The organism is Ruegeria sp. YTSA168, assembly GCF_059610045.1.
Map to the genome: position 1 here is coordinate 61,747 of NZ_JBXWMW010000011.1, position 20,522 is coordinate 82,268.

Sequence of the window (20,522 nt, forward strand, 5' to 3'; positions counted from 1 at the left end):
CTGACCGGTCACGGCCAGGCCTTTAAAGGTTCGAGCGCGTCTTGTCTTTTGCTTTTTGCTGCGCATCACGCATGGTCTCGGATACAGATGCGATGGCCTGCTGGCGCCCGAACGCAGTCCGAAGTTGTTGCATCGCGACCAGTTTCTGAGCACGCACACGCGCCAGCTCCATGTTCAATTGGCGGCGCGTCGCAGATTCCCAGGCATTCCAAAGGATATCCGTTCCGGTAACACGATAGCCTTCGGCCCCTGCACTGTCCTGTCGTGCCTGTGTCACCTGATTGTCCAACCGCACCAATTGTGTCTGTACCTGTGCTTCTGCCTCGATCACCGGGCGCAGCGCCTGATGGTGCTTCTGAAACATGGCATCGGTTGCCATCTGCAAGGCCGAGAGTTTTTTCAGATTCATCGGATCTGACCTTTCGCCCGTTTGCGCATTGCTTCGGCAAATCGGATCGCAGCCGCGACAGGGCGGTAGTGTTCCTCTGGAACTTCCTCGCCGATATCCACCGTTGCGTGCAGGGCACGGGCTGTAGGTGGGTCAGAATGGATGGGAACACCGGCCTCACTGGCGGTCGATCTGATTGCAGCTGCGACTTCGTCCACACCTTTGGCCACGCAAACGGGTGCGGAACCCGGCGTGCGCGACCATTTGAGGGCCACGGCGAAATGGGTCGGGTTGACAATGATGACATCCGCCGTGGGCACGTCAGACATCATCTGGTTGGTTGCAATTTCCTGAGCGCGTTGACGCCGCTGTTGTTTCACATGCGGATCACCTTCGGCGTCTTTGGTTTCGTCCTGTATTTCTTTGCGGGACATGCGGTTTTTGCGCATATGCTCGGCATATTGCCAAATGTAGTCGATGACGCCGATGGCGAATGCGATGGTGATCACGATGAATAGAAACCGAAACAGAAGGTTCATCATCAGCAGGATAGATGATATCGCAGGCGCTGCGCTTGCCGAAACGATCTCGGTCAGGTTTGCCTTTAGGAACAAGGCCAGACAGATACCGTAGATCAGCAGTTTCGAGAAGCTTTTGGCAAACTCGAACAACCCGCCGCGCCCGAATTTGTTTTTTGCATTCGAAACGATCGAAATGCGCGATATCTTGGGTTTCAGTTTGGTCGGCGCAAAGATTAGCGCGCGCTGGGCGATCAGGCTCAGCAGGACAGCGGCCGCAGGGATCGCAAAAAGCATGGATACTGGTATCAAGGCTCCTCGCAAAAGTCCGGCTACTGGTGTGGTGGCTGGCCCGGTCGTCAATAGCTGCGCCAGAGTATCCGACTGATCAATCATGACCATAAACAATGTGCCCAGATGCTGGGCCGTGTACTGACCGGCGGTTAACAGCGCGATGATCAGCCCGGTATAGCCGGCGACCACGGACAGGTCGCTGGATTTGGCCACCTCACCCTTTTCACGTGCTTTTAGCAGTTTCTGGGGGGTGGGTTCAAATGACTTGTCACTGTCATCATCCGAGGCGCTCATGGTGTAGCTCCGGCCGGGTTGATCAGAAAGCCGTTCAAGGCGTCAGACCAAACTGACAGGATCAGCGGCGCACCGGCAAAGAGCAGAAACAGGCCTGCGAACGTGATCGCAGGGGCCCCGACAAAGGCTACCATAAGCTGCGGCATCGCTCTGTTGATGACGCCCAGCGCCAGGTTGTAGATCAGTGAGGCGATCACGAACGGGGCCGCCAGCGCAAACGCCAGATTGAAACTGGACGAGATCTGAGCGACCCCCCATTGCGACAGGTCCGAAGAGGCGGGAAGGCTGCCCATCGGGAACATCGCATAGCTGTGGATCAGGAACTGGGCGGCGCGGATATGAAGCCCCAGGATGACGGCCAGGGTCAGCCCGGCCAGCATCAAAAAGTACCCCATCGCCGGAAGAGGGTCAGCTGCCCCACCCAGTAGTTGCGAGAGCGAGGTGGACTGCGCGGCGATGGCTCCAGCGGTTTGTAAGGCCAGAACGAACAGGCGCAGCCCGATACCAAGGACCATTCCGACCAGAACCTCCGTTCCCACCAGGCGCACCATGGGCAAAAAACCGGGCGCAAGGTCTGGCGGTGTAACGGCGGATAAGATGATCAGTGTGAAGGCAATCGAAATGCCCAGTTTCACACGCACGGGAATGCTGCGTTCGCCAAAGGCGGGCAACAGCGACACGAAGGCCGAAACCCGCAAAAAAACCGCAAACAGATGCCAGAGGTTTTGGCCGATCGGCCCCAATAATTCTGGCGGTAAGGCGATCATGCAGGAATGGTTCCGACCAGGGACGGGCGTGCCTCTAGCCCGATCTCTTCAAACGACAGAACCGGGTTTGCAATGCCCCGCGCCTGCATGATTGTGCGCAGCAACCGACGCCGCCGGGTCGAGGTTACGACGGCCGGAAACAGCCCGTTATCTGCAGACTTGGCAACGCTGCTGACCACGCCATCGGCCAGTTTGTTAAACAGATTGGGGGGTAGCGCGACATCCAGCCCGGCATTGGGCGCGTCGATCTGGTAACTGGCGAACGCATCCTCCCACTCCGGGGCGAGCTGGATCAGGGGGATCGATCCGTCTTCGCGTTTCATTTCGGCGACCAGTTGGAAGCCCAGCCGTTGGCGGACAATCTCGCAAATCCCTTCGGGTTGGGTGGTGGTCAGCCGTGCCTCGGCCACGCTTTCCAGGATCAGGGCCATGTTGCGGATCGAAACGCGCTCGTCCAGCAACAGCCGGAGAACCGCGTGCAACGTGTCGATCGGAACTTTGTCCGGGATCAGTTCGTCCAGCAGTTTCTTATTCGCCTCGGCCCGCACCGGATCGCTCAGCCGGGTCATTTCAGAGAGCAGACGCCGCAGTGATTTCAGCGTCAACAGGCGCGAGAAGTTCTGTTTGATGATCTCCAGCAGATGGGTCGCCAGTATTTCGGGGGGTGAGACGATGGTGGCGCCGCTCAGCGCGGCATCTTCCTGATCTTTGGGCAATATCCAGCGTGCAGGGGCCCCGTAGACAGGTTCAGTCACGTCATTGCCGTCAGGCAGCAGGTCAAACCCGTCCTGCACCAGCGCAAGGACCAGATCGGGATTCAGAACACCACGCGCCTGTTCCACGCCCTGTACCTTGATCACATAGGTACCGGTTGGCAGGTCGGCGCGGTCGGTGAGGCGAATTTCGGGGAGGATCAGGCCGAAGGTCGAGGCGACATAGGTTCGCATATTGGCGATTCGCGCATCCAACCCGGTGCCCTGGTTCAGCACCATGCTGACCAGATCAGGCGCAAATTCCAGATGGACATCGTCGAGGTCCAGAATATCCCCGATGGCTTGCGATACGGGCGCGTCTGCCTCGTTCGATTGAGGTTCTGGCGCAAGCGCCTCTGCCTTTTGGCTGCGGTGGACGTGGTACGCCGCATAGCCAAGCACGCTCGCGCCGAGGATAAAGGGCAAAAACGGCAGGCCGGGCACCAAGGCAAACAGAACCATCAGCAGCGCTACCGTGGCGAGCGCTGCGGGGTGCTTGCCCAGCTGTGAGAAAATCGCGTTGTCGGTGGCCCCTTGGGTGCCGCCGCGCGCCAGCAGTAGGGCAGAGGCGATTGAGATGATCACAGCCGGAATTTGCGAGACCAGTCCGTCACCCACCGTCAGGATGGCATAGGTCTCGAACGCGGACGCCACCGGCATTCCATGCACGATCACGCCCATCACCAGCCCCATGACAAGGTTCAGCAGGGTGATCAATAGCCCGGCAACAGCGTCCCCTTTAACGAATTTCGAAGCCCCGTCGAGCGAGCCGAAGAAGGTGGTTTCCTGTTGCTCACGCTCGCGCCGCTCCTTGGCTTGCTGGTGGTCAATAGCCCCGGCGGACATGTCGCTGTCGATGGCCAGCTGTTTGCCGGGCATACCGTCCAACGCAAACCTTGCCCCGACCTCGGCCATACGGGCAGCGCCCTTGGTGATGACCATGAAGTTCACGATCAGCAGCACGCCGAACACCACAAGGCCCAAAAAGATGCTGCCGCCCATAACGAAATTGGCAAACCCTTCAATCACATCCCCGGCGGCGTTGGGACCGGTATGGCCCTGACCGATGATCAGCTTGGTCGAGGATACATTCAACGACAGCCGCAGCATCAGCGACGCCAGCAGGATCGTCGGAAAGGACGAGAAATCCAGCGGGCGTTCAATGAACAAGGTCAGCGTGAAGATCAGAATCGCCAGCGCGAAAGAGGCGGCCAGCCCCACATCCAGCACCCAGGCGGGCATGGGCAGGATCATCATCACGATGATCGTCATCAGCGCCAGCGCCAGCAAAACGGTGGGCGAGAACAGGGATCGGGGGTCGATCTTGAGCAAGCTGAACTCCTAGTTGAAGGCGATGAAGGCCGTGGCGCCGCCGCCGCTTGGCACCAGTGATCCCAGCATTCCCTGCCCCGATTGCGTGGGCTGAAGCGGGATCAGCGGGGCGGCAGCGTCGGTGAATGGATCGCGTGACATCGCTGCAGTTTGTGCCGCGGGTGCTGTATCCAACTGGGCCAACACGGTCTGGAATCGGCCTTTGTAGGCGCGCGCCAAATCAGGTGTGCGCGAATGATAGGCCCCCGCGGCGGCAGGCCAGGACCCCAGTTCCGTATACAGGTCCTTCAGAAATCGCGCGGCATAAAGGGCATTTTCATCCGGATTGAACATAGCGTCGATGGAGCGGAATGCCGCGCCGTGCCAACGATAGTTGAGTTGAAAACATCCGACATCAAAGCTGCGTTTGCCCGCTTTGAACACGTTGAACACATAAGATTTAGCCTCGATTTCGGTATCGAACCAAACCCCTTGCCCTTCGACATTGATGGTCCAGGGCCAAGGGGTGTAGTGGTCGCCAAAGCTGCGACCGGTTTCAACCCGCGTTATCGCGCGCAGCACATCCAGCGGAACATCTTCGGACAATGACGCCCTGCGCGCCGCCTGATCGCAGATATCACCGGTGCGCGCATCGGGCAGGGCAAAACCCGCCTGTGCGGTCAGCACTTGCGTCACTAAAAGAGAAAACAAAAATTGGCGTGTTGGCATTCTGCCGGTCCGGGATTCTGATCTGTCCCGGCCAAGCTAGCCAAGCATTGGTTTACAGGCGGTTATCGGCGGTTCATTTTCGGTCGATGCGCCGACCGAATACCACGCTGGTATTGGTGCGCAAAACGCCGGGGATTTTGGCCAGATCATCGACCAGAATATCCAGATCTTCGATCCGGGGAGCCTCGGCCGACAGCAGAAGGTCAAACTCGCCATTGATTGACAAGCAGAGTTTGACCTCGGGGTAGGTTTCCAGCCGCTTGATGATACGGGTGGTTTCCTTTTGCTGCACTTCAAGCAGTACAATCACCTGCACCCGAGGCGCGTCATCGGCTGTGTTCAAAACAACGGAATAGCCCGCAATCACGCCGCGTTCTTCCATGCGCTTGATCCGCTCGTGCACCGTGGTGCGGGCCAGGCCCAGCTTTGCTGCGATGGTCGTGGTAGTGTCGCGGGCGTTGTGTTGCAGAGCTGCGATAATGCGGCGGTCAATCTGATCCATGAGGTCTCCGGCATGGGGTCATATTGGTGTAAAGCAGGTTTGCACCGCGGCTCAAGGTTTCTGCGTCGCTTGGATGTGGTCGGACCGGGGCCAGATCGACAGGGCGGTGATCAGACCCAGACTGGCAGCACTGCCCATACCAGCCAGCGCGATTGTTGCCCCAAACCGTGTCATCAGCCAACCAGCGAGCGGGTACAGCACCAGCCAGCAGGCGTGAGTAAGTGTGAATTGGGCGGCGAAGGCGGCCGGGCGATCCTCGGGCTTGGCCGAACGGGTCAGCAGGCGGCCCGACGGCGTCATGGACATGGAATACCCAAACCCGGCCAGCACCCAAAGCCCGGTCAGCATCGGCAGTGACAAGGTTGTGGTGCTTGATACGATGGCTGCAAGCACCATCGTGGCCGTTCCAATTGTCGCACCGGTCAACATGACCCGTCGCTCCGGCACCTGATCCAGCAAGGGCGGCAATAGAAACGCTGCGATCATCGATCCCCCGCCGAAGCCCGCAAGGGCAATGGCCACAGCGCTTTCGGGCAGGCCCAGATCGGATCGCACCAGGACCACCGTATTCACGATGACCATCGAACTGATTGCCGCAGCGCACCAACTCAGCGCCAGCAAACCGCGCAGGCGGGGTGTCGCCAGATAAAGACGGATGCCGCGTGTGGTCCGGTCATAAATGCCTTTGCGTCCAGATGGTTTGGGCGATGGGAGGATCACCGAGACCACCAGAAGGGCCGAGGCGATAAAGCCGAGGCTTGTGCCCAGAAACAGGGTGTTGAAGCTGACAAACAGCAACAAAAGCGCCGCCAGAGTCGGACTAAGCAGGCTTTCAAGGTCATAAGCCAGGCGCGACAGAGACAGAGCGCGGGTATAGTCGTGCTCATCCGTCAGCACATCGGGGATCGTTGCCTGAAAGGCCGGGGTGAACCCTGCCGAGGCCGATTGCAGCACAAAGATCAGAACAAAGACCTGCCAAATATCCGTAACAAAAGGCAGGCACAGTGCGGCGGCTGCGCGAACAAGGTCAAGAACCACCAGCAGTTTGCGCCGATCAAGCTGTTCCGCAAAGGCTGCCGCAAGTGGGGCGATGGTTACATAGGCAATCATTTTGATGGTCAAAGCCGTACCCAAGACCAACCCCGCGGCCTCGCCCGCCAGATCATAGGCCAGAAGGCCAAGCGCGACAGTGGCCAACCCCGTTCCCGTCAAGGCAACGACCTGCGCGGCCAGCAGGTGGCGATAGGTTCGGTTGTGCAGGACGCTGAGCATAGGTCAGACATGCTCCGTAAGGGGTATGGGTTTCAATTGCCCCCATCGTGTTCGGTTGGGATACGACCATCGGGGAGACTGGCCATTATGAGCCACTATCCAACAATTTAGGCGGATAACAAGACGCGTTGACCTTACAAGCCGGACGGCGTTGAGTTTAGTGTCCAAACCGCCTATCTCGGGGTGCGAGACCGCACAAAGGATAAATCCGTGGCGAACCATCTGTATAAGAATGACCTGCCGGACGGGCTGGACCTGGGGCCTGTCGTGGCCATCGACTGTGAAACCATGGGGCTGAACCCGCATCGGGATCGCCTGTGCGTGATCCAGATGTCCGGAGGCGATGGCAACAGCCATATTATTCAAGTCGAAAAAGGACAGACTGAGGCTCCGAACCTGTGCGCCATGCTGGAAAATCCCAATGTGTTGAAACTGTTTCACTTTGGTCGGTTCGATATCGCCGCGATGTATCATGCGTTTGGGGCGCTGGCGGCTCCGGTCTACTGCACCAAAATCGCCAGCCGTCTGGTGCGCACCTATACCGACCGTCATGGGCTTAAGAACCTGTGTCAGGAGCTGATCGGCGTCGATATCTCGAAACAACAGCAGATGAGCGATTGGGGCGCCGAAACCCTGACCGATGCGCAGTTGGATTATGCCGCGTCAGACGTTCTGTACCTGCATCAACTGCGCGACGCGTTGGACGGGCGGCTGGACCGCGAAGGTCGGTCCGAGATGGCGCAAGCCTGTTTTGACTTCCTTCCAATGCGTGCGAAACTTGACCTCGCAGGCTGGCCCGAAACGGATATTTTTGCGCACTCATGACTGATACCGAAGCTTTCCTGAAAACAGCCCGACAGGTTGTCACCGATGAGGCCCGCGCGTTGGACGTGTTGGCCGACAGTCTGGACGCGCATTTTGTAGAGGCGATTCAGATGATCCTTCAGGCCACGGGCCGTCTGATCGTCAGCGGGATCGGTAAATCCGGCCATATCGGTCACAAGATCGCAGCAACCCTGGCCAGCACCGGTACGCCTGCCTATTTCGTGCATCCCGCCGAGGCGAGCCATGGCGATCTGGGCATGGTGTCGAAGGGCGATGTGGTTTTGGCGATCTCGAACTCTGGCGAAGCGCCGGAACTGGCCAACCTGTTGGCCTTTACCCGCCGGTTCGGCATTCCGTTGATTGGTCTGTCCAGCAAGCCTGAAAGCTCACTGATGAAACAGGCCGATGTTCATTTGCTGATCCCATCGATGGGTGAGGCCTGCGGGTTCGGCATGGTGCCTTCGATCTCGACGACATTGACCCTGGCCATGGGCGATGCGCTGGCGATCGCGTTGATGAAGTACCGTGATTTCAAGCCCGAGAACTTCCGCGACTTCCACCCCGGCGGTAAGCTGGGCGCGCAGTTGAGCAAGGTGCGGGACCTGATGCATACGGATATGCCGGTTGTGACCTCTGAAACTCCGATGAGTGATGCCCTGCTGGTCATGAGCCAAAAGAGCTTCGGCGTTGTGGGGGTCACTGACGAGGCTGGGCGCCTGTTGGGCATCGTCACGGATGGTGACTTGCGTAGGAACATGGATGGCTTGTTGGAGAAATCCACCCAGGAGGTGATGACCCGTGACCCGATGACCATTGCACCCAATGCTTTGGCCGAAGAAGCGGTGGCCATCATGAATGACCGCAAGATAACCTCACTTTTTGTGGTCGACCCGGATGCAGGTGGGCAGGCGCAGGGGCTGCTGCATATTCACGACTGTCTGCGCGTCGGGCTGGGTTAAGGAGTGGCAGAGGTGGACCGCTATTCCCGCATGGTACAGTTCCTGAAGGTTCTGTTGCCGCTTGCGGCCATTTTGCTGCTGTCCACCGTATTCCTTTTGTCGCGTAGCATTGAAACCAATGTATCGGGCCCGTTTACGCAGCAGGATATCGATGCGCGTTTGGCTGAACAGGTGGTCACGCAGCCCGATTATCGCGGCACCACCCGCAAAGGCGAAGACGTGCAGATCGGTGCCACAAAAGCAACGCAAGGCACAGAAGGGTCGATGCCAACAGCCTCAGAGTTCCAGGGTCGGTTTGGGTTGCTAAGCGGTGGCGCAATCACGCTGGATTCGAATTCAGGCATGATCCGCCCCGACAAAGGCACAGCGACCTTTGTGGGTGATGTGGTGATCAGAACAGCAGATGGCATCGAAGTTACCACCGATTTGCTGAACACCGCTTTGGACGAAATCCGGGGGGATACGCCGGGTCAGGTCAACGGAACCGGCCCCATCGGTGATTTTTCCGCGGGTCGCATGACGTTTGGGGCCGAAAAAAAGGACGGCCCGGTCCATATTCTTTTTACAGACGGCGTGAAGCTGGTGTATGAGCCTCAGAAAGCAGAAAGATAACCTGTGTTTGATTTTCGTTTCGTCCTTTTGAGTTTTGCGCTTGTAACAGGTGCTGTTTCTGCAACTGCGCAGCAGGCGCAGGTGGCTTTTGGTGCCACGCGCGCGGACCCGACCCTGCCGGTCGAGGTGACCTCGGAAACCCTGAATGTGAACCAACAGGACGGCTCGGCCGAGTTTGTCGGCAATGTGGTTGTCGTGCAGGGCGAAATGCGGCTGACGGCCGAACGGGTTCTGGTGATCTACAACCAGGAACGATCCGCCATTGAACGGCTGGAAGCGACCGAGAATGTGGTTCTGGTCAGCCCGCCCGACGCTGCCGAAGGTGATTGGGCCGAATACACTATCGACAGCGGCGTGATCGTGATGCGGGGCAATGTGTTGCTGACCCAAGGGCCCAGCATCATCAGCGGTGATCAGATGAATGCAAACCTGACCACAGGCACCGCAACCATGACCGGCCGGGTCAAAACGATCCTGCAGCAGGGGAACAACTGATGGCGCGTCCCCAACTGTCGGTCGCCGAAGGCAATTCCGGGCTTCGGATTGAAAAGCTGCGTAAATCCTATCGGAAGAAAACCGTTATCCGCGACGTGTCGATGACGCTGGACCGGTCCGAAGTTGTTGCGTTGTTGGGCCCAAATGGTTCAGGCAAAACCACAACATTCTATTCTGTGGCCGGGCTGGTCTTTCCCGAAGCAGGCACAGTGACGATTGACGGCCAGAATGTCACCACCTTGCCGATGTACCGTCGCGCCAGGATGGGGATCGGTTATCTACCGCAAGAGATGTCGATTTTTCGGGGTATGAGTGTTGAGGACAACATCGCCTCGGTTCTTGATATCACCGTCAACCATGCGCACCGCCGCAAAGAGCGACTGGAAGAACTGCTGTCGGACTTTTCCATCGAACATCTGCGCCGCGCGCCGGCGCTGGCCTTGTCCGGTGGCGAACGGCGTCGGGTCGAGATTGCGCGCTGTCTCGCTGCTGATCCGAAATACCTGCTACTGGACGAACCCTTTGCGGGTGTTGATCCGATCAGTGTGGGCGATATTCGCCACTTGGTCGCGGATTTGAAAAAGCGCGGGATCGGGGTTTTGATCACCGATCACAATGTTCGTGAAACGCTGGAAATCGTCGATCGCGCCTATATTCTGCACGACGGTCAGGTGCTGATGTCCGGCACGCCGGGCGAAGTGGTGGAGAACGAAAACGTGCGCCGCGTCTATTTGGGCGAAAACTTCCGTATTTCATAGACTTGCGCGGAATTGCGCCGGGCGCATGCTGGAAATCGCGTATATACGCACTTGTTTTGATTGACTCTTCCGCCGCCTCTTGGCTCAATTGGGCCATGGCATTTATTCGGTTCCAGACTGGATCTCGATGTCCCTTCCCCGAAGGGTCGGGTCAACAGCAACCGATCAGAATGTCGATACCCCCCACCCGATAAAAACAAGTACGTTGCGCGATGCAGCGTCAGAATGGGTGTGAATTGTGAAGGAGATCACATGCGTTACCAAATCAGCGGAAAACAGATCGACATCGGCGCGGCCCTGCAAAACCACGTGCAGACCGAGCTGGGCGAGGTCGTTGGCAAATATGCCCAGCGTCCGACTGATGCCAACGTCGTCTTTTCCCGTTCAGCGCATGAATATGTTTGCGAAACCACTGTCCATTTGTCGACGGGCCTGACGGCGCAGGCCAAAGCCCATGCGACCGAGATTTACGCGGCGTTTGAGGCGTGCTGCGACAAGATGGAAACACAATTGCGCCGCTACAAGCGTCGTCTGAAAGACCATCACAAAGATCGGTCCGAGCCGGTTGAACTCTTTGGAGCGTCCTCTTATATCCTCGCCTCTGACGAATCGGACACGGCTGATGAACCCGAATCGCTGCAGCCCATGATTGTGGCTGAGATGGAAACAAAGATCCCATCGCTCAGCGTCGGTGAGGCCGTTATGCAAATGGAACTTGCCGGCGCCCCGGTGCTGGTGTTCAGGAATGAAAACAAGGATGGGTTGAATGTCGTGTATCGTCGGGATGACGGTAACATCGGCTGGATCGATCCTTAACAGGCAAGATTGAAAAGGCGGGGTCCCGCATTTGCCGGGCCCGCTACGGAGCATGATCATGGAGCTTTCGAGCATTCTGAAGCCCGAAGCAGTACGTGTTTTGTCAGCAGCTTCCAGCAAGAAGCGGCTGTTCCAGGAAATCGGTGAGGTCGCTTCGGCGACGCTGGGTCTTGAGGCCCAGTCCATCGTTGATTGCCTGTTGGAGCGTGAAAGCCTTGGCCCAACAGGTGTTGGCCATGGCGTGGCCCTGCCGCATGCACGCCTGCCCGAGATCACCGGCGTATCCGGCGTATTTGTGATGCTGGAGAAACCGATCGATTTTGGATCGGTGGATCGTCAGCCGGTGGACATCGCCTTTTCCCTGTTCGCCCCTGAAGAGGCGGGCGCAGATCATCTGAAGGCATTGGCCCTTGTGTCACGTACCCTGCGTGACAGTTCGGTCTGTGCTAAGCTGCGGGCCAACCCTGATCCGGTCAAGCTCTATGCTATTTTGACCGAAGCACAATCGATGCAAGCTGCTTAGAGACCTGATGGAATAAAAAAAGCCCCCGAGATTCGGGGGCTTCTTTTATTGGGTGTATTCCCGGATCAGCCGCCGGTTCCCATCTCCAGCGTCCACCAGATTTTCCCGCCATCTTCCTGATGCCAGGCAAAGCCCATCTGAGTCGCCTTGGGGTCCATGATCACCGAACGCGGGCCGGATTCCTGCATCCAGGCAGCAAGTGTTTCTGTTTCAGTTTCATAGGTTTCCGAAATCGCCTCGCCCAGGAACGTCCCGAAATACCCGACCCGAGCGGCGCGGTCGATGGGGGATGAGCCGTCCGACCCAAAATGCCAGGGGCGATTCTGCCGGGCCATATCCTTGGAATGTGTCGCCGCAGCCGCGTTGAGCTGTGAGTTGAGCTGTACAGCCTGCAACCCTTGGGCCTGACGCAGCGCATTAACCGAATCCAGCATCCGGAACTGCAGCTTTTCGGGGTTGCCGCGAATTTTATATACGGTGGGCAAGGGGCGGCCATCAGCACCCAAGGTGGTGGGCCCAGTGGTGGTACATGCCGCCAGCGCGACAAGGCAAAGCAAGAGTAAAGAAACGATACGCGTCATGATCGACCTGATGATTGTGTCGTTAACGGGCATACCGTGCCAGACGGTGCGGGGCAAACGCCCAATGTCACAGGGCCGCATGATTCTGCCGGTTTGATTTGCGACTGAAGCATTCTGGCAATAGAATGCCCAAAAATTCAGAACTCGCCCTCGCAAAGGACCGCACTCATGGTCAAGAAACGCATTTCCTCTCAGACCCGTCGGGGTTTCCTGTCTGGCGCGGCTGCCGTGGTGGCAAGCCCGGCGTTGGCGCAGTACATCCCGGGCGATCCATTGCGCCCTGCGCCCGAGCCCGAAGCTGCCGTGCGCCGCAACGTCTCGGGCTTTCGTGCGCTGGAGTGGCAGCCTTACTTCTCGAACACCAGAAACGGGGCCATTCTGGTCGATACGGTGTCGCGGGCGCTGCATTATTGGTCAGATGACCAAACTGTGTACAAACTCTACCCGTCATCGGTGCCGTTGACCGAAGAAATGACCCGACGTGGCCGCACCAGCGTCATCCGCAAGGTCGAGGGCCCAAGCTGGGCGCCGACCCCGTCGATGAAGAAGCGGAATCCTGAATGGCCCGACTATATCCCACCCGGACCGGATAACCCATTGGGAACACACGCTTTATATCTTGGGTGGAAGTACTACCGCATCCACGGAACGCATGACACGCGCAAAATTGGCCGGAAATCATCGAACGGCTGCATCGGTCTGTTCAATGAAGACATCGCCGAACTGTTTTCGATGGCCAAAGTCGGCACGCAAGTGTTGCTAATTTGACGACATTTTCGCGCAGCTGGTGGCTTGGCGTTCAAGTTGCAATTGCATTCCAACCGCTTTGCTGATTAGAAAAAAACCACGAGGTAAGTCTTAGATGCGCGTTCCAAAAAACTGGAATCGCGCAAATTCTGGAGGTTAATATGAAAAAACTCGTTCTCGCCGCTGCTCTGACTGCTGCTGCTTCGACCGCATATGCGGGCAACCTGGAAGAGCCGGTTGTTGAAGCACCTGTTGTTGTCGAAGAAACTCAGGGTTCTTCGCAGGGCATCCTGCTGCCTCTGATCCTGCTGGTCGTTGTGGCCGCAGCTGTTGCAGCTGGCTAAGCTCACGAGCTTTATCCAGAGAAAAGGCGGTGGAGCGATCCACCGCCTTTTTTCATGCCTGAAAGCTGGGGCTGATTAGTCCAGCCAGCCCTTCAGATTGTCTTCGATGATCTTGCCCAGCGCTGAGATGTGCGAATCGTCGTCATTGAGGCAGGGAATGTAAGTAAAGCTTTCGCCGCCTGCCTCTTCAAAGCTTTCCTTGATCTCTTCGTTGATCTCTTCCAGCGTTTCGATGCAATCGGCGGAAAAGGCCGGCGCGATCACGGCGATGTTCTTTTTGCCCTGACGCGCCAGATCAGCCACGTGATCCACGGTATAGGGTTTCAGCCACTCCTCAGGCCCGAAACGGGACTGGAAGGTGGACACAATCTGATCATCCGACCAGCCCAGGCGTTCTTTCAGCAGTCTGGATGTCTTTACGCATTGGCAGTGATAGGGATCGCCCTGTTGCAAATAGCGTTCGGGCATCCCGTGATAGGAACACACAAGCACATCTGGCTTGGCGTTCATAGCGGCATAGGCTTGCTCGACTGACTGCGCCAATGCCTCGATATAGGTGGGTTCGTCGTAGTAGGCCGGTACGGTGCGGCTGGCTGGTTGCCAGGTCTCTTCCATAAGGGCGCGAAAGAACTGATCATTGGCCGTTGCGGTCGTCGCCCCGGCATAGTGTGGGTAAAGCGGAAAAAACAAGATGCGGTTGCAGCCCTCTGCCACCATCTGGCGTACCTTGGACTTTGTCGACGGATTGCCGTAGCGCATGCAGAAATCGACCATCACCTGATCGCCATAGCGCGCCTGCATCGCATCGCGCAGCTTGGCGGTTTGATCCTTGGTGATCGTCATCAACGGGCTTTCGCCCTTATCGTGGTTCCAGATCGATTTATACGCCTCGCCCGAGCTGAAGGGCCGTTTGGTCAGGATGATGCCCTGTAGGATCGGCTGCCATTTCCAGGCCGGGTAGTCGATCACGCGGCGGTCCGACAGAAACTCGTTCAGATAGCGCCGCATCGGCCAGTAGGTGTAATCATCCGGCGTACCCAGATTGGCCAGCAGAATACCCACGCGCCCCATCTTGACTTTGGGGTGATCGGCTGGAGCATGCGCAGGGCGGATTGCATCGAACATTTGGGTCTTCCTGAGTTTTTACATTCTGGCCTGAGATAAAGGGAAAAACCCAATCGTCAATCGGGCAGTTTGCCCTCATCCGTGTTCAGCGCGTCGGCAAGGCGCATCTGAGCCGATCCCGGGCGCAATGGTTTGGGTTGGTTGTCATCCGGTGACCATCCGGTCAGACAGATCATGTCGAACGTGGCGGGCAGGCGGCCATCAGGCGTGGCAAAATGATCGGCATAAACCACTTGCGCACGCGCAAATACCTGTTGGCGGGTAGGTGACTTCAGTCGGTCAGTCAGCACATTGGTCTCTCCCATTGCCCGCAAATCATGCATCAGATGAGTCAGATCGCGATATTCGGCCGTCAGAGGCACTGCATCTGCCACGGGCAAGGCCAGACCGGCCCGCTGAAGCAGCGCGCCCAGGTCCCGAAGTTCTGCCATGGGGGCGATCCGGGGGCTGAGCCCGCCTGTCACCTCAATCTCGGCCTGACCGAGCGATGCGCGCAACTGATGCAGGGTCTCCCCACCCAGACACACAGCCAGCAACAAGCCATCAGGGCGCAGGGCGCGGCGGCATTGGATCAATTGCCCGACCGGATCATTGGCCCAATGCAGCGCCATCCCGTGAACGATCAGATCATGTGCGCCTTGGGTCAGGGCAAGGGTTTCGTCATCTGCGACGATCCGAGCGTCCGGCAATACGTCATGCCAGATATGTGGAAACGGAGTCACAATCGCCGGTGCCGTAAAGGTTCTGTTAACCATGCTCAGCCGATCCTGAACCTCGCCCACGGCGGCGCGGTGCAGGAACAGGGCACTATCCTGAACCCGCGCGCGGCGGCGCGACAGGGTTGGACGATCAAAAAGCGAGGGCGCATTGGACACTGGCAGCTTCATACCCCGCAAGTATCGCATTTGGCAGCGCGTGCAAACCGCGTTGCAACTGGTCTACCCACCCAGATGCCTGAGCTGCGGTGCCTTGACCGACTCGGATTTTGGCCTTTGCGGACAGTGCTGGCGCGACACGCCATTTATTGGCGGGACGGTTTGCGACAGTTGTGGTGTGCCGGTCCCGGGCGAGGGCGATGGGTATCGGATCGACTGCGACGATTGCCGAAAGACACAACGCCCCTGGCAAGACGGTCGGGCCGCCTTGTTATATGAGGGGCGCGCAAAGTCTCTGATCCTGGCACTCAAGCACGGGGATAGGCCCGAACTGGCCCGGCCTGCCGCACGCTGGATGGCACAGGCAGGGCGTGACCTTATCCGGCCTGACATGCTGATCGCTCCGGTTCCGCTGCATTGGTCCCGCATGATAAAAAGGCGTTACAACCAATCCGCGCTTCTGGCCCAACACCTGGCCGCTGAAACGGGGTCAAAGGTCTGCCCGGACCTGCTGGTGCGCCACAAACGTACCCCTGTGCTGGACGGTAAAACCGCTGCGCAACGGGCTGAGGTTCTGGCTGATGTCATCGCGCCGCATCCCAAGCGACGGCAACAGATCTCGGGGCGCGATGTCCTGTTGGTCGATGATGTGATGACATCCGGAGCGACGCTTGCGGCGTGTACGCGGGCGTGCCGCGCTGCCGGGGCAAATCATATTTCCGTGTTGGCGCTGGTACGCGTTGCCAAGGATGCCTATTTCGCCCAAGATTGAGCGAAACCCGAAGGGACGGAAACATGAAACCGGTTGAAATCTATACATCGCCGCTTTGCGGCTTTTGCCATGCCGCAAAGCGCCTGCTGAAGCAAAAAGGCGTTGAATTCAAAGAAATCGACGTGCTGATGCACCCCAAGCGCAAGCCCGAAATGATCCAGCGCGCGGGTGGTAAACGTACTGTGCCGCAGATTTTCATCGGTCCTGACCACGTGGGCGGCTGTGATGACCTTTATGAGCTGGACCGCCAGGGCAAGCTGGATCGTCTTTTGGCGGCCTGATGAAAACCGCCCTGCTGCAAATCACCTCAACGGACGACCCGGCCGCGAATCTGGATATGGTTCGCAACATGATGGCCGAGGCCGCCGCGCAGGGCGCGCAGTTCATCCTTACGCCCGAGGTCACGAATTGCGTGTCCAACAGCACCACGCGGCAGTGCGCGGTGTTGCAGCATGAGGAAGACGATATCACTCTGGCCGGTCTACGGGCACAGGCGGTCGAGTTGGGCGTTTGGCTGCTGATCGGGTCGTTGGGGGTCAAGACCCACGACCCGGATGGCCGCTTTGCGAATCGCAGCTTTATGATCAACCCGCTGGGTCAGATCGTGGCGCGGTATGACAAGATTCATATGTTCGACGTGCAGGTCACCGAAACCGAGACGTTTCAGGAGTCAAAAAACTACCGCCCCGGCGAACACGCGGTTGTAGCCAAGACTGATTTCGGCAAGGTCGGCCTGACCATCTGCTACGACATTCGTTTTCCTCATTTGCATGCCGCGTTGGCGCAGGCCGGAGCGCGTATCCTGACGGTTCCGGCGGCGTTTTCTCCCGTCACCGGAGCGGCCCATTGGGAATCGCTGTTGCGGGCGCGGGCGATTGAAACTGGCTGTTGGGTGCTTGCCCCGGCGCAAACAGGTGCACATCCCACCACGCGGGGAAAGACCCGCCATACCTACGGTCACAGCATGGTCGTGGCTCCGTGGGGAGAGGTCGTCATCGACGCAGGCACCAATCCGGGCATTCACTTTTTCGATTTGGATGATAGTTCTGTGACAGAGGCGCGCCGGCGTGTACCTTCGCTGACGCATCGCCGCCCTTTCGACGGACCCTGATCCAGAACGGACCATGACAGACGACACCAATGCCCTAGCGGTCACGCTGTTCAGCGAGATCCTGACCGCCGATCAGCTATTGCGCAACCGGCTCAGCCGGGTGCTGCCCAAGGGCATGGAAATCTCGCATTTCTCGGTGCTGAATCATCTGGTCTTTGTCGGAGACGAGCGCAGCCCGGCGCAATTGGCCAACACATTCCACGTGACCCGAGGGGCGATGACCAACACCTTGGCCAAGCTGGAATGGGCCGGATACATCCACATCCGCCCTGACTGGGACGACGCCCGCCGCAAGATGGTGGCCATCAGCCCCGCCGGTCGCCGCGCGCGCGATCAGGCGATCGCGTCGATCGCCCCTCTGATCAATCGCGTAGTCGGAGAGCTGGGGTTGGAGCGGGTTCGGAGTACACTACCGGTGTTGAGGGATTTGCGGTTGCAGTTGGAGGGGGAGTAGAGTCACCCCGCCTTCACACTCGCCGTCACATAATTCACGCTCAAATCCCGGTCCGAGATCGACCAGTTCCACAGGATCGGGTTGAACACGAACCCTTTGCGGTCCACCGGCTCCAGCCCGGCTTGGCGTAGCAGGTCAAACAGCTCATCGGGGGTGATGAACTTGTTCCACTCATGCGTGCCGCGCGGCAGCCAGCGCATGACGACCTCGGCCCCGAAAATGGCCATCGCATAGGATTTCGGGTTGCGGTTGATGGTGGAGCACACCTGTAACCCGCCGGGTTTCAGCAGTTGCTGCGTGGCGGTCAGGTAGGATTGCGGGTCGGCCACGTGTTCGACCACTTCCATGTTCAGCACCACGTCGAATTGTTCGCCTGCGGCGGCCATATCCTCGGCCGTGGTGTGGCGATAGTCGATCTCCAGCCCCGATTGTTCGGCATGGATGCGGGCGACGGGCAGGTTGCGCTCGGCGGCATCTGCGCCCACGACCGTCGCGCCAAGGCGGGCCATCGGTTCGCTCAGCAAACCTCCGCCGCAGCCGATATCCAGCAGGCGCAGGCCTTCGAACGGTTCCGCAGCCTTCAGATCACGGTCAAATTCCCCGGCGATTTGCTGTGTGATATAATCCAGACGACACGGATTCAGCATATGCAAAGGCTTGAATTTCCCGTTCGGATCCCACCATTCCGCGGCCATCGCCTCGAATTTTGCGATCTCGGAGGGGTCCACCGTGTTCGGATGCGCTTGCATTCCTGTCTCCGTATGCTCTTTTACGCTTAAGGACTATATAGGGCCATAATGGACAAGTACCCGGACCAAAAGCGCGCAGTGCAATATTTGTACCCGCAGATCGACCCGTTCGATCAGCGATTGGTCAGCGTGGGCGAAGGGCACCAGATTTATATGGAACAAAGCGGCAATCCTGACGGGCTGCCAGTAGTGGTTCTGCATGGCGGTCCCGGTGGTGGTTGCAGCCCCGCGATGCGGCGCTATTTCGATCCGCGCGTGTTCCGGGTGATTCTGTTCGATCAGCGCGGATGCGGGAAGTCGCGCCCCCATGCGTCAGTCGAGGACAATACGACCTGGCATCTGGTTGAAGATATTGAACGCCTGCGGTCGCTTCTGGATATTGACGAATGGACGGTGTTTGGCGGCAGCTGGGGCGCGACTTTGGCGCTGATTTATGCGCAGGCCCATCCGGATCGGGTGAGCCGCCTGGTGCTGCGTGGGGTGTTTCTGGCGACCCAGGCTGAGCTGGATTGGTTCTATGGTGGGGGTGCAGGCAGGTTCTGGCCCGAGCCATGGGCGAAGTTCACTTCGCTGCTGGCCGAAGATGAGCTGTCGGACACGATCAAAGCCTACAACAAACGCCTGTTCTCGGGTGATCGGGCGACCGAGGTCTTGTATGCCAAGGCTTGGTCCGCATGGGAAAATGCGTTGGCATCGATCCATTCAAACGGCGTGGTGGGCGAAAGCCCCGGCGAATATGCTCGGGCCTTTGCGCGGCTCGAAAATCACTATTTCACCAACGGCGCCTTCTTGGAGAAGGACGGGCAGATTCTGGATCAGATGGACCGGATTGCACATATCCCTGGCCATATCGTTCAGGGCCGGTACGATATGATCTGCCCGCCTCAAGCGGCGTGGAGCCTTGCGGATCGCTGGCCAAATGCCGAGCTCAAGATGGTACGTCAGGCCGGGCATGCCCTTTCCGAGCCGGGCATCAGCGCCGAGCTTGTGCGCATCATGGACCGTGTAGCGGAGGGGTGGGCATGACCCGGATGGATCGCCGTGCTTTGTTCGCTTCGGGTGCTGCGGCTGCATTGCTGGCGGCAACGGGGGCGTCTTTGGCGGATACACCCAAGGCTGGCGGGACCTTGCGTTTGGCTGTACCGCGCGATGACAGCCTGGAACAGGTCGCCCGTGGCGCTGTGTTCGATACCCTGACCGAAATCGCGCCCGACGGGACGCTACGGCCCGAGCTTGCGACTTCTTGGCAGACCGATGCGGATGCCCGCGTCTGGACGTTCAATCTGCGAGAGGGCGTTCAATTCCACGATGGGTCTAACCTGGAACTAGCGGATGCTCTTCCCGTGTTGGCCGAATTTGGGCGGGCAGAGGCCTTGTCTGCATCTGCAATGCGCGTTGAGCTTGCGACGCCAAACACGGGGCTGCCGTTCCTGTTGGCAGACACAAGGTTTGTGATTACGCGGAACGGTTCAGGTGTGACGCCCTTGAAACTGGCCAACGGCACGGGCTGTTACCGCGTTGAAAGGGCCGAAGATGATCGGAATTTTCTGGGGCGAAAAGTGGCCGATCACTATAAGGGCAATACCGCCGGATGGGCCGATAAGATTGAGGTCATCGTGATCCCCGACGCGCAGGTCCGGGCCGAGGCGTTGCGCGATGGCTATGTCGATATCGCAGCTGTGCCTGCCGGTGATCAGCTGCGCGACAAACGCGGCCTGCGATTCTTCCCGAATGACAAGGATATGTCGCTGGCTGTTGCGCCGCATGTCGGGATGCCCAGACAGATCGGCAAGGCTGCGCTGGATGATGGGCGCATCGCCGAAAGGTGGTGGCTGGCGTAAATTCGATCACGTTTTGCGCCGGGGGTTGCAGACTCGGAAACTCCTGCGTATATGCAGTTGCAACAGCGGCGCGTTGGACTTCGGGTTCAAGGCTCCACCGGAAAATTC

26 protein-coding genes are annotated in these 20,522 nt (G+C 58.5%); 15 read left to right on the plus strand and 11 right to left on the minus strand.

Features of this window, described 5'->3' with window-relative positions:
* Nucleotides 1-22: 22 nt before the first annotated feature.
* The 7 genes from AC2FFE_RS16765 to AC2FFE_RS16795 form a co-directional block, all read right to left on the minus strand.
* Nucleotides 23-409, minus strand: a complete 387-nt coding sequence (locus tag AC2FFE_RS16765; protein ID WP_496820145.1) for a hypothetical protein — start codon at nucleotides 407-409, stop codon at nucleotides 23-25.
* Nucleotides 406-1,494, minus strand: a complete 1,089-nt coding sequence (gene flhB / locus AC2FFE_RS16770; protein ID WP_496820143.1) for a flagellar type III secretion system protein FlhB — start codon at nucleotides 1,492-1,494, stop codon at nucleotides 406-408. Before flhB ends, AC2FFE_RS16765 begins: the two co-directional genes overlap by 4 nt.
* Nucleotides 1,491-2,261, minus strand: coding sequence for a flagellar biosynthetic protein FliR (locus AC2FFE_RS16775; protein WP_496847169.1), 771 nt, complete (start codon nucleotides 2,259-2,261; stop codon nucleotides 1,491-1,493). The genes flhB and AC2FFE_RS16775 overlap by 4 nt, the downstream gene beginning before the upstream one ends.
* Nucleotides 2,258-4,285, minus strand: coding sequence for a flagellar biosynthesis protein FlhA (gene flhA / locus AC2FFE_RS16780; protein WP_496847195.1), 2,028 nt, complete (start codon nucleotides 4,283-4,285; stop codon nucleotides 2,258-2,260). Before flhA ends, AC2FFE_RS16775 begins: the two co-directional genes overlap by 4 nt.
* Before the next feature lie 69 nt (nucleotides 4,286-4,354).
* Complete coding sequence (locus AC2FFE_RS16785) at nucleotides 4,355-5,053, minus strand: transglycosylase SLT domain-containing protein (RefSeq protein WP_496820141.1); 699 nt, start codon at nucleotides 5,051-5,053, stop codon at nucleotides 4,355-4,357.
* 73 nt (nucleotides 5,054-5,126) lie between these two features.
* Nucleotides 5,127-5,555: an Lrp/AsnC family transcriptional regulator gene (locus AC2FFE_RS16790; protein ID WP_496847170.1), complete on the minus strand. Its 429-nt coding sequence runs from the start codon at nucleotides 5,553-5,555 to the stop codon at nucleotides 5,127-5,129.
* 51 nt (nucleotides 5,556-5,606) lie between these two features.
* On the minus strand, nucleotides 5,607-6,827 hold the full coding sequence (locus AC2FFE_RS16795) for an MFS transporter (RefSeq protein ID WP_496847171.1): 1,221 nt from the start codon (nucleotides 6,825-6,827) through the stop codon (nucleotides 5,607-5,609).
* Between the two features lie 210 nt (nucleotides 6,828-7,037).
* On the opposite strand from AC2FFE_RS16795, the gene AC2FFE_RS16800 reads away from it, so the two are divergent.
* The 7 genes from AC2FFE_RS16800 (at nucleotide 7,038) to AC2FFE_RS16830 (ending at nucleotide 11,815) form a co-directional block, all read left to right on the plus strand.
* Entirely contained in the window at nucleotides 7,038-7,652 is a 615-nt protein-coding gene (locus AC2FFE_RS16800) for a ribonuclease D (RefSeq protein WP_496847172.1), read from the plus strand.
* A complete protein-coding gene (locus AC2FFE_RS16805) occupies nucleotides 7,649-8,611 on the plus strand; it encodes a KpsF/GutQ family sugar-phosphate isomerase (protein WP_496820137.1) in 963 nt (320 codons plus the stop codon). The genes AC2FFE_RS16800 and AC2FFE_RS16805 overlap by 4 nt, the downstream gene beginning before the upstream one ends.
* A 12-nt stretch (nucleotides 8,612-8,623) precedes the next feature.
* A complete protein-coding gene (locus AC2FFE_RS16810; RefSeq protein WP_496820136.1) occupies nucleotides 8,624-9,223 on the plus strand; it encodes an LPS export ABC transporter periplasmic protein LptC in 600 nt (199 codons plus the stop codon).
* Between the two features lie 3 nt (nucleotides 9,224-9,226).
* The gene (locus tag AC2FFE_RS16815) at nucleotides 9,227-9,718 is read left to right on the plus strand and encodes an LptA/OstA family protein (RefSeq protein WP_496847173.1); all 492 of its coding nucleotides are present in this window, start codon (nucleotides 9,227-9,229) and stop codon (nucleotides 9,716-9,718) included.
* Nucleotides 9,718-10,476: an LPS export ABC transporter ATP-binding protein gene (gene lptB / locus AC2FFE_RS16820; RefSeq protein WP_170537150.1), complete on the plus strand. Its 759-nt coding sequence runs from the start codon at nucleotides 9,718-9,720 to the stop codon at nucleotides 10,474-10,476. Before AC2FFE_RS16815 ends, lptB begins: the two co-directional genes overlap by 1 nt.
* 252 nt (nucleotides 10,477-10,728) lie before the next feature.
* Nucleotides 10,729-11,292: a ribosome hibernation-promoting factor, HPF/YfiA family gene (hpf, locus tag AC2FFE_RS16825; protein WP_496820135.1), complete on the plus strand. Its 564-nt coding sequence runs from the start codon at nucleotides 10,729-10,731 to the stop codon at nucleotides 11,290-11,292.
* Between the two features lie 58 nt (nucleotides 11,293-11,350).
* Complete coding sequence (locus AC2FFE_RS16830) at nucleotides 11,351-11,815, plus strand: PTS sugar transporter subunit IIA (RefSeq protein WP_496820134.1); 465 nt, start codon at nucleotides 11,351-11,353, stop codon at nucleotides 11,813-11,815.
* A gap of 65 nt (nucleotides 11,816-11,880) precedes the next feature.
* On the opposite strand, the gene dalA is transcribed toward AC2FFE_RS16830, so the two are convergent.
* The gene (gene dalA, locus AC2FFE_RS16835; RefSeq protein ID WP_496820133.1) at nucleotides 11,881-12,396 is read right to left on the minus strand and encodes a divisome-associated lipoprotein DalA; all 516 of its coding nucleotides are present in this window, start codon (nucleotides 12,394-12,396) and stop codon (nucleotides 11,881-11,883) included.
* 168 nt (nucleotides 12,397-12,564) lie between these two features.
* Here dalA and AC2FFE_RS16840 point away from each other — a divergent pair, with 168 nt between their 5' ends.
* Together AC2FFE_RS16840 and AC2FFE_RS16845 are read left to right on the plus strand one after the other, a co-directional pair.
* Nucleotides 12,565-13,164 carry a L,D-transpeptidase gene (locus AC2FFE_RS16840; RefSeq protein WP_496820132.1) on the plus strand — a complete coding sequence of 200 codons (600 nt, stop codon included), beginning with the start codon at nucleotides 12,565-12,567 and terminating at the stop codon, nucleotides 13,162-13,164.
* 140 nt (nucleotides 13,165-13,304) lie between these two features.
* Nucleotides 13,305-13,487, plus strand: coding sequence for a hypothetical protein (locus AC2FFE_RS16845; protein ID WP_170455786.1), 183 nt, complete (start codon nucleotides 13,305-13,307; stop codon nucleotides 13,485-13,487).
* A 75-nt stretch (nucleotides 13,488-13,562) separates the two neighbouring features.
* Here AC2FFE_RS16845 and hemH read toward each other — a convergent pair whose 3' ends face one another.
* Complete coding sequence (gene hemH / locus AC2FFE_RS16850; protein WP_496820131.1) at nucleotides 13,563-14,612, minus strand: ferrochelatase; 1,050 nt, start codon at nucleotides 14,610-14,612, stop codon at nucleotides 13,563-13,565.
* 56 nt (nucleotides 14,613-14,668) lie between these two features.
* Nucleotides 14,669-15,499 (minus strand): methyltransferase domain-containing protein, encoded by an 831-nt coding sequence (locus AC2FFE_RS16855; protein ID WP_496820130.1) that lies wholly within the window; start codon nucleotides 15,497-15,499, stop codon nucleotides 14,669-14,671.
* Here AC2FFE_RS16855 and AC2FFE_RS16860 point away from each other — a divergent pair.
* From AC2FFE_RS16860 to AC2FFE_RS16875, 4 genes are read left to right on the plus strand one after another with little or no spacing between them, the layout of a single operon-like run.
* Nucleotides 15,480-16,259, plus strand: a complete 780-nt coding sequence (locus AC2FFE_RS16860; protein ID WP_496847174.1) for a double zinc ribbon domain-containing protein — start codon at nucleotides 15,480-15,482, stop codon at nucleotides 16,257-16,259. The two genes, AC2FFE_RS16855 and AC2FFE_RS16860, sit on opposite strands and share 20 nt — an antisense overlap.
* A gap of 23 nt (nucleotides 16,260-16,282) precedes the next feature.
* Nucleotides 16,283-16,540, plus strand: a complete 258-nt coding sequence (grxC, locus tag AC2FFE_RS16865) for a glutaredoxin 3 (protein ID WP_480551495.1) — start codon at nucleotides 16,283-16,285, stop codon at nucleotides 16,538-16,540.
* Nucleotides 16,540-17,370 (plus strand): carbon-nitrogen hydrolase family protein, encoded by an 831-nt coding sequence (locus AC2FFE_RS16870; protein WP_496820127.1) that lies wholly within the window; start codon nucleotides 16,540-16,542, stop codon nucleotides 17,368-17,370. Before grxC ends, AC2FFE_RS16870 begins: the two co-directional genes overlap by 1 nt.
* A gap of 13 nt (nucleotides 17,371-17,383) precedes the next feature.
* Complete coding sequence (locus AC2FFE_RS16875; protein ID WP_496820126.1) at nucleotides 17,384-17,824, plus strand: MarR family winged helix-turn-helix transcriptional regulator; 441 nt, start codon at nucleotides 17,384-17,386, stop codon at nucleotides 17,822-17,824.
* A gap of 2 nt (nucleotides 17,825-17,826) precedes the next feature.
* Here AC2FFE_RS16875 and ubiG read toward each other — a convergent pair whose 3' ends face one another.
* Nucleotides 17,827-18,573, minus strand: coding sequence for a bifunctional 2-polyprenyl-6-hydroxyphenol methylase/3-demethylubiquinol 3-O-methyltransferase UbiG (gene ubiG, locus AC2FFE_RS16880; RefSeq protein WP_496847175.1), 747 nt, complete (start codon nucleotides 18,571-18,573; stop codon nucleotides 17,827-17,829).
* Between the two features lie 48 nt (nucleotides 18,574-18,621).
* Here ubiG and pip point away from each other — a divergent pair, with 48 nt between their 5' ends.
* Together pip and AC2FFE_RS16890 are read left to right on the plus strand one after the other, a co-directional pair.
* On the plus strand, nucleotides 18,622-19,599 hold the full coding sequence (pip, locus tag AC2FFE_RS16885; protein WP_496820124.1) for a prolyl aminopeptidase: 978 nt from the start codon (nucleotides 18,622-18,624) through the stop codon (nucleotides 19,597-19,599).
* Complete coding sequence (locus AC2FFE_RS16890; RefSeq protein WP_496820122.1) at nucleotides 19,596-20,414, plus strand: ABC transporter substrate-binding protein; 819 nt, start codon at nucleotides 19,596-19,598, stop codon at nucleotides 20,412-20,414. Before pip ends, AC2FFE_RS16890 begins: the two co-directional genes overlap by 4 nt.
* Nucleotides 20,415-20,522: the final 108 nt, after the last annotated feature.

Coding starts and splice junctions, on each gene's coding strand:
- AC2FFE_RS16765 (WP_496820145.1), bottom strand. CDS start 409: ATGAATCTGAAAAAACTCTCGGCCTTGCAGATGGCAACCGATGCCATG.
- flhB (WP_496820143.1), bottom strand. CDS start 1,494: ATGAGCGCCTCGGATGATGACAGTGACAAGTCATTTGAACCCACCCCC.
- AC2FFE_RS16775 (WP_496847169.1), bottom strand. CDS start 2,261: ATGATCGCCTTACCGCCAGAATTATTGGGGCCGATCGGCCAAAACCTC.
- flhA (WP_496847195.1), bottom strand. CDS start 4,285: ATGACGATCATCGTGATGATGATCCTGCCCATGCCCGCCTGGGTGCTG.
- AC2FFE_RS16785 (WP_496820141.1), bottom strand. CDS start 5,053: ATGCCAACACGCCAATTTTTGTTTTCTCTTTTAGTGACGCAAGTGCTG.
- AC2FFE_RS16790 (WP_496847170.1), bottom strand. CDS start 5,555: ATGGATCAGATTGACCGCCGCATTATCGCAGCTCTGCAACACAACGCC.
- AC2FFE_RS16795 (WP_496847171.1), bottom strand. CDS start 6,827: ATGCTCAGCGTCCTGCACAACCGAACCTATCGCCACCTGCTGGCCGCG.
- AC2FFE_RS16805 (WP_496820137.1), top strand. CDS start 7,649: ATGACTGATACCGAAGCTTTCCTGAAAACAGCCCGACAGGTTGTCACC.
- lptB (WP_170537150.1), top strand. CDS start 9,718: ATGGCGCGTCCCCAACTGTCGGTCGCCGAAGGCAATTCCGGGCTTCGG.
- hpf (WP_496820135.1), top strand. CDS start 10,729: ATGCGTTACCAAATCAGCGGAAAACAGATCGACATCGGCGCGGCCCTG.
- AC2FFE_RS16830 (WP_496820134.1), top strand. CDS start 11,351: ATGGAGCTTTCGAGCATTCTGAAGCCCGAAGCAGTACGTGTTTTGTCA.
- dalA (WP_496820133.1), bottom strand. CDS start 12,396: ATGACGCGTATCGTTTCTTTACTCTTGCTTTGCCTTGTCGCGCTGGCG.
- AC2FFE_RS16840 (WP_496820132.1), top strand. CDS start 12,565: ATGGTCAAGAAACGCATTTCCTCTCAGACCCGTCGGGGTTTCCTGTCT.
- AC2FFE_RS16845 (WP_170455786.1), top strand. CDS start 13,305: ATGAAAAAACTCGTTCTCGCCGCTGCTCTGACTGCTGCTGCTTCGACC.
- hemH (WP_496820131.1), bottom strand. CDS start 14,612: ATGTTCGATGCAATCCGCCCTGCGCATGCTCCAGCCGATCACCCCAAA.
- AC2FFE_RS16855 (WP_496820130.1), bottom strand. CDS start 15,499: ATGAAGCTGCCAGTGTCCAATGCGCCCTCGCTTTTTGATCGTCCAACC.
- grxC (WP_480551495.1), top strand. CDS start 16,283: ATGAAACCGGTTGAAATCTATACATCGCCGCTTTGCGGCTTTTGCCAT.
- AC2FFE_RS16870 (WP_496820127.1), top strand. CDS start 16,540: ATGAAAACCGCCCTGCTGCAAATCACCTCAACGGACGACCCGGCCGCG.
- AC2FFE_RS16875 (WP_496820126.1), top strand. CDS start 17,384: ATGACAGACGACACCAATGCCCTAGCGGTCACGCTGTTCAGCGAGATC.
- ubiG (WP_496847175.1), bottom strand. CDS start 18,573: ATGCAAGCGCATCCGAACACGGTGGACCCCTCCGAGATCGCAAAATTC.
- pip (WP_496820124.1), top strand. CDS start 18,622: ATGGACAAGTACCCGGACCAAAAGCGCGCAGTGCAATATTTGTACCCG.
- AC2FFE_RS16890 (WP_496820122.1), top strand. CDS start 19,596: ATGACCCGGATGGATCGCCGTGCTTTGTTCGCTTCGGGTGCTGCGGCT.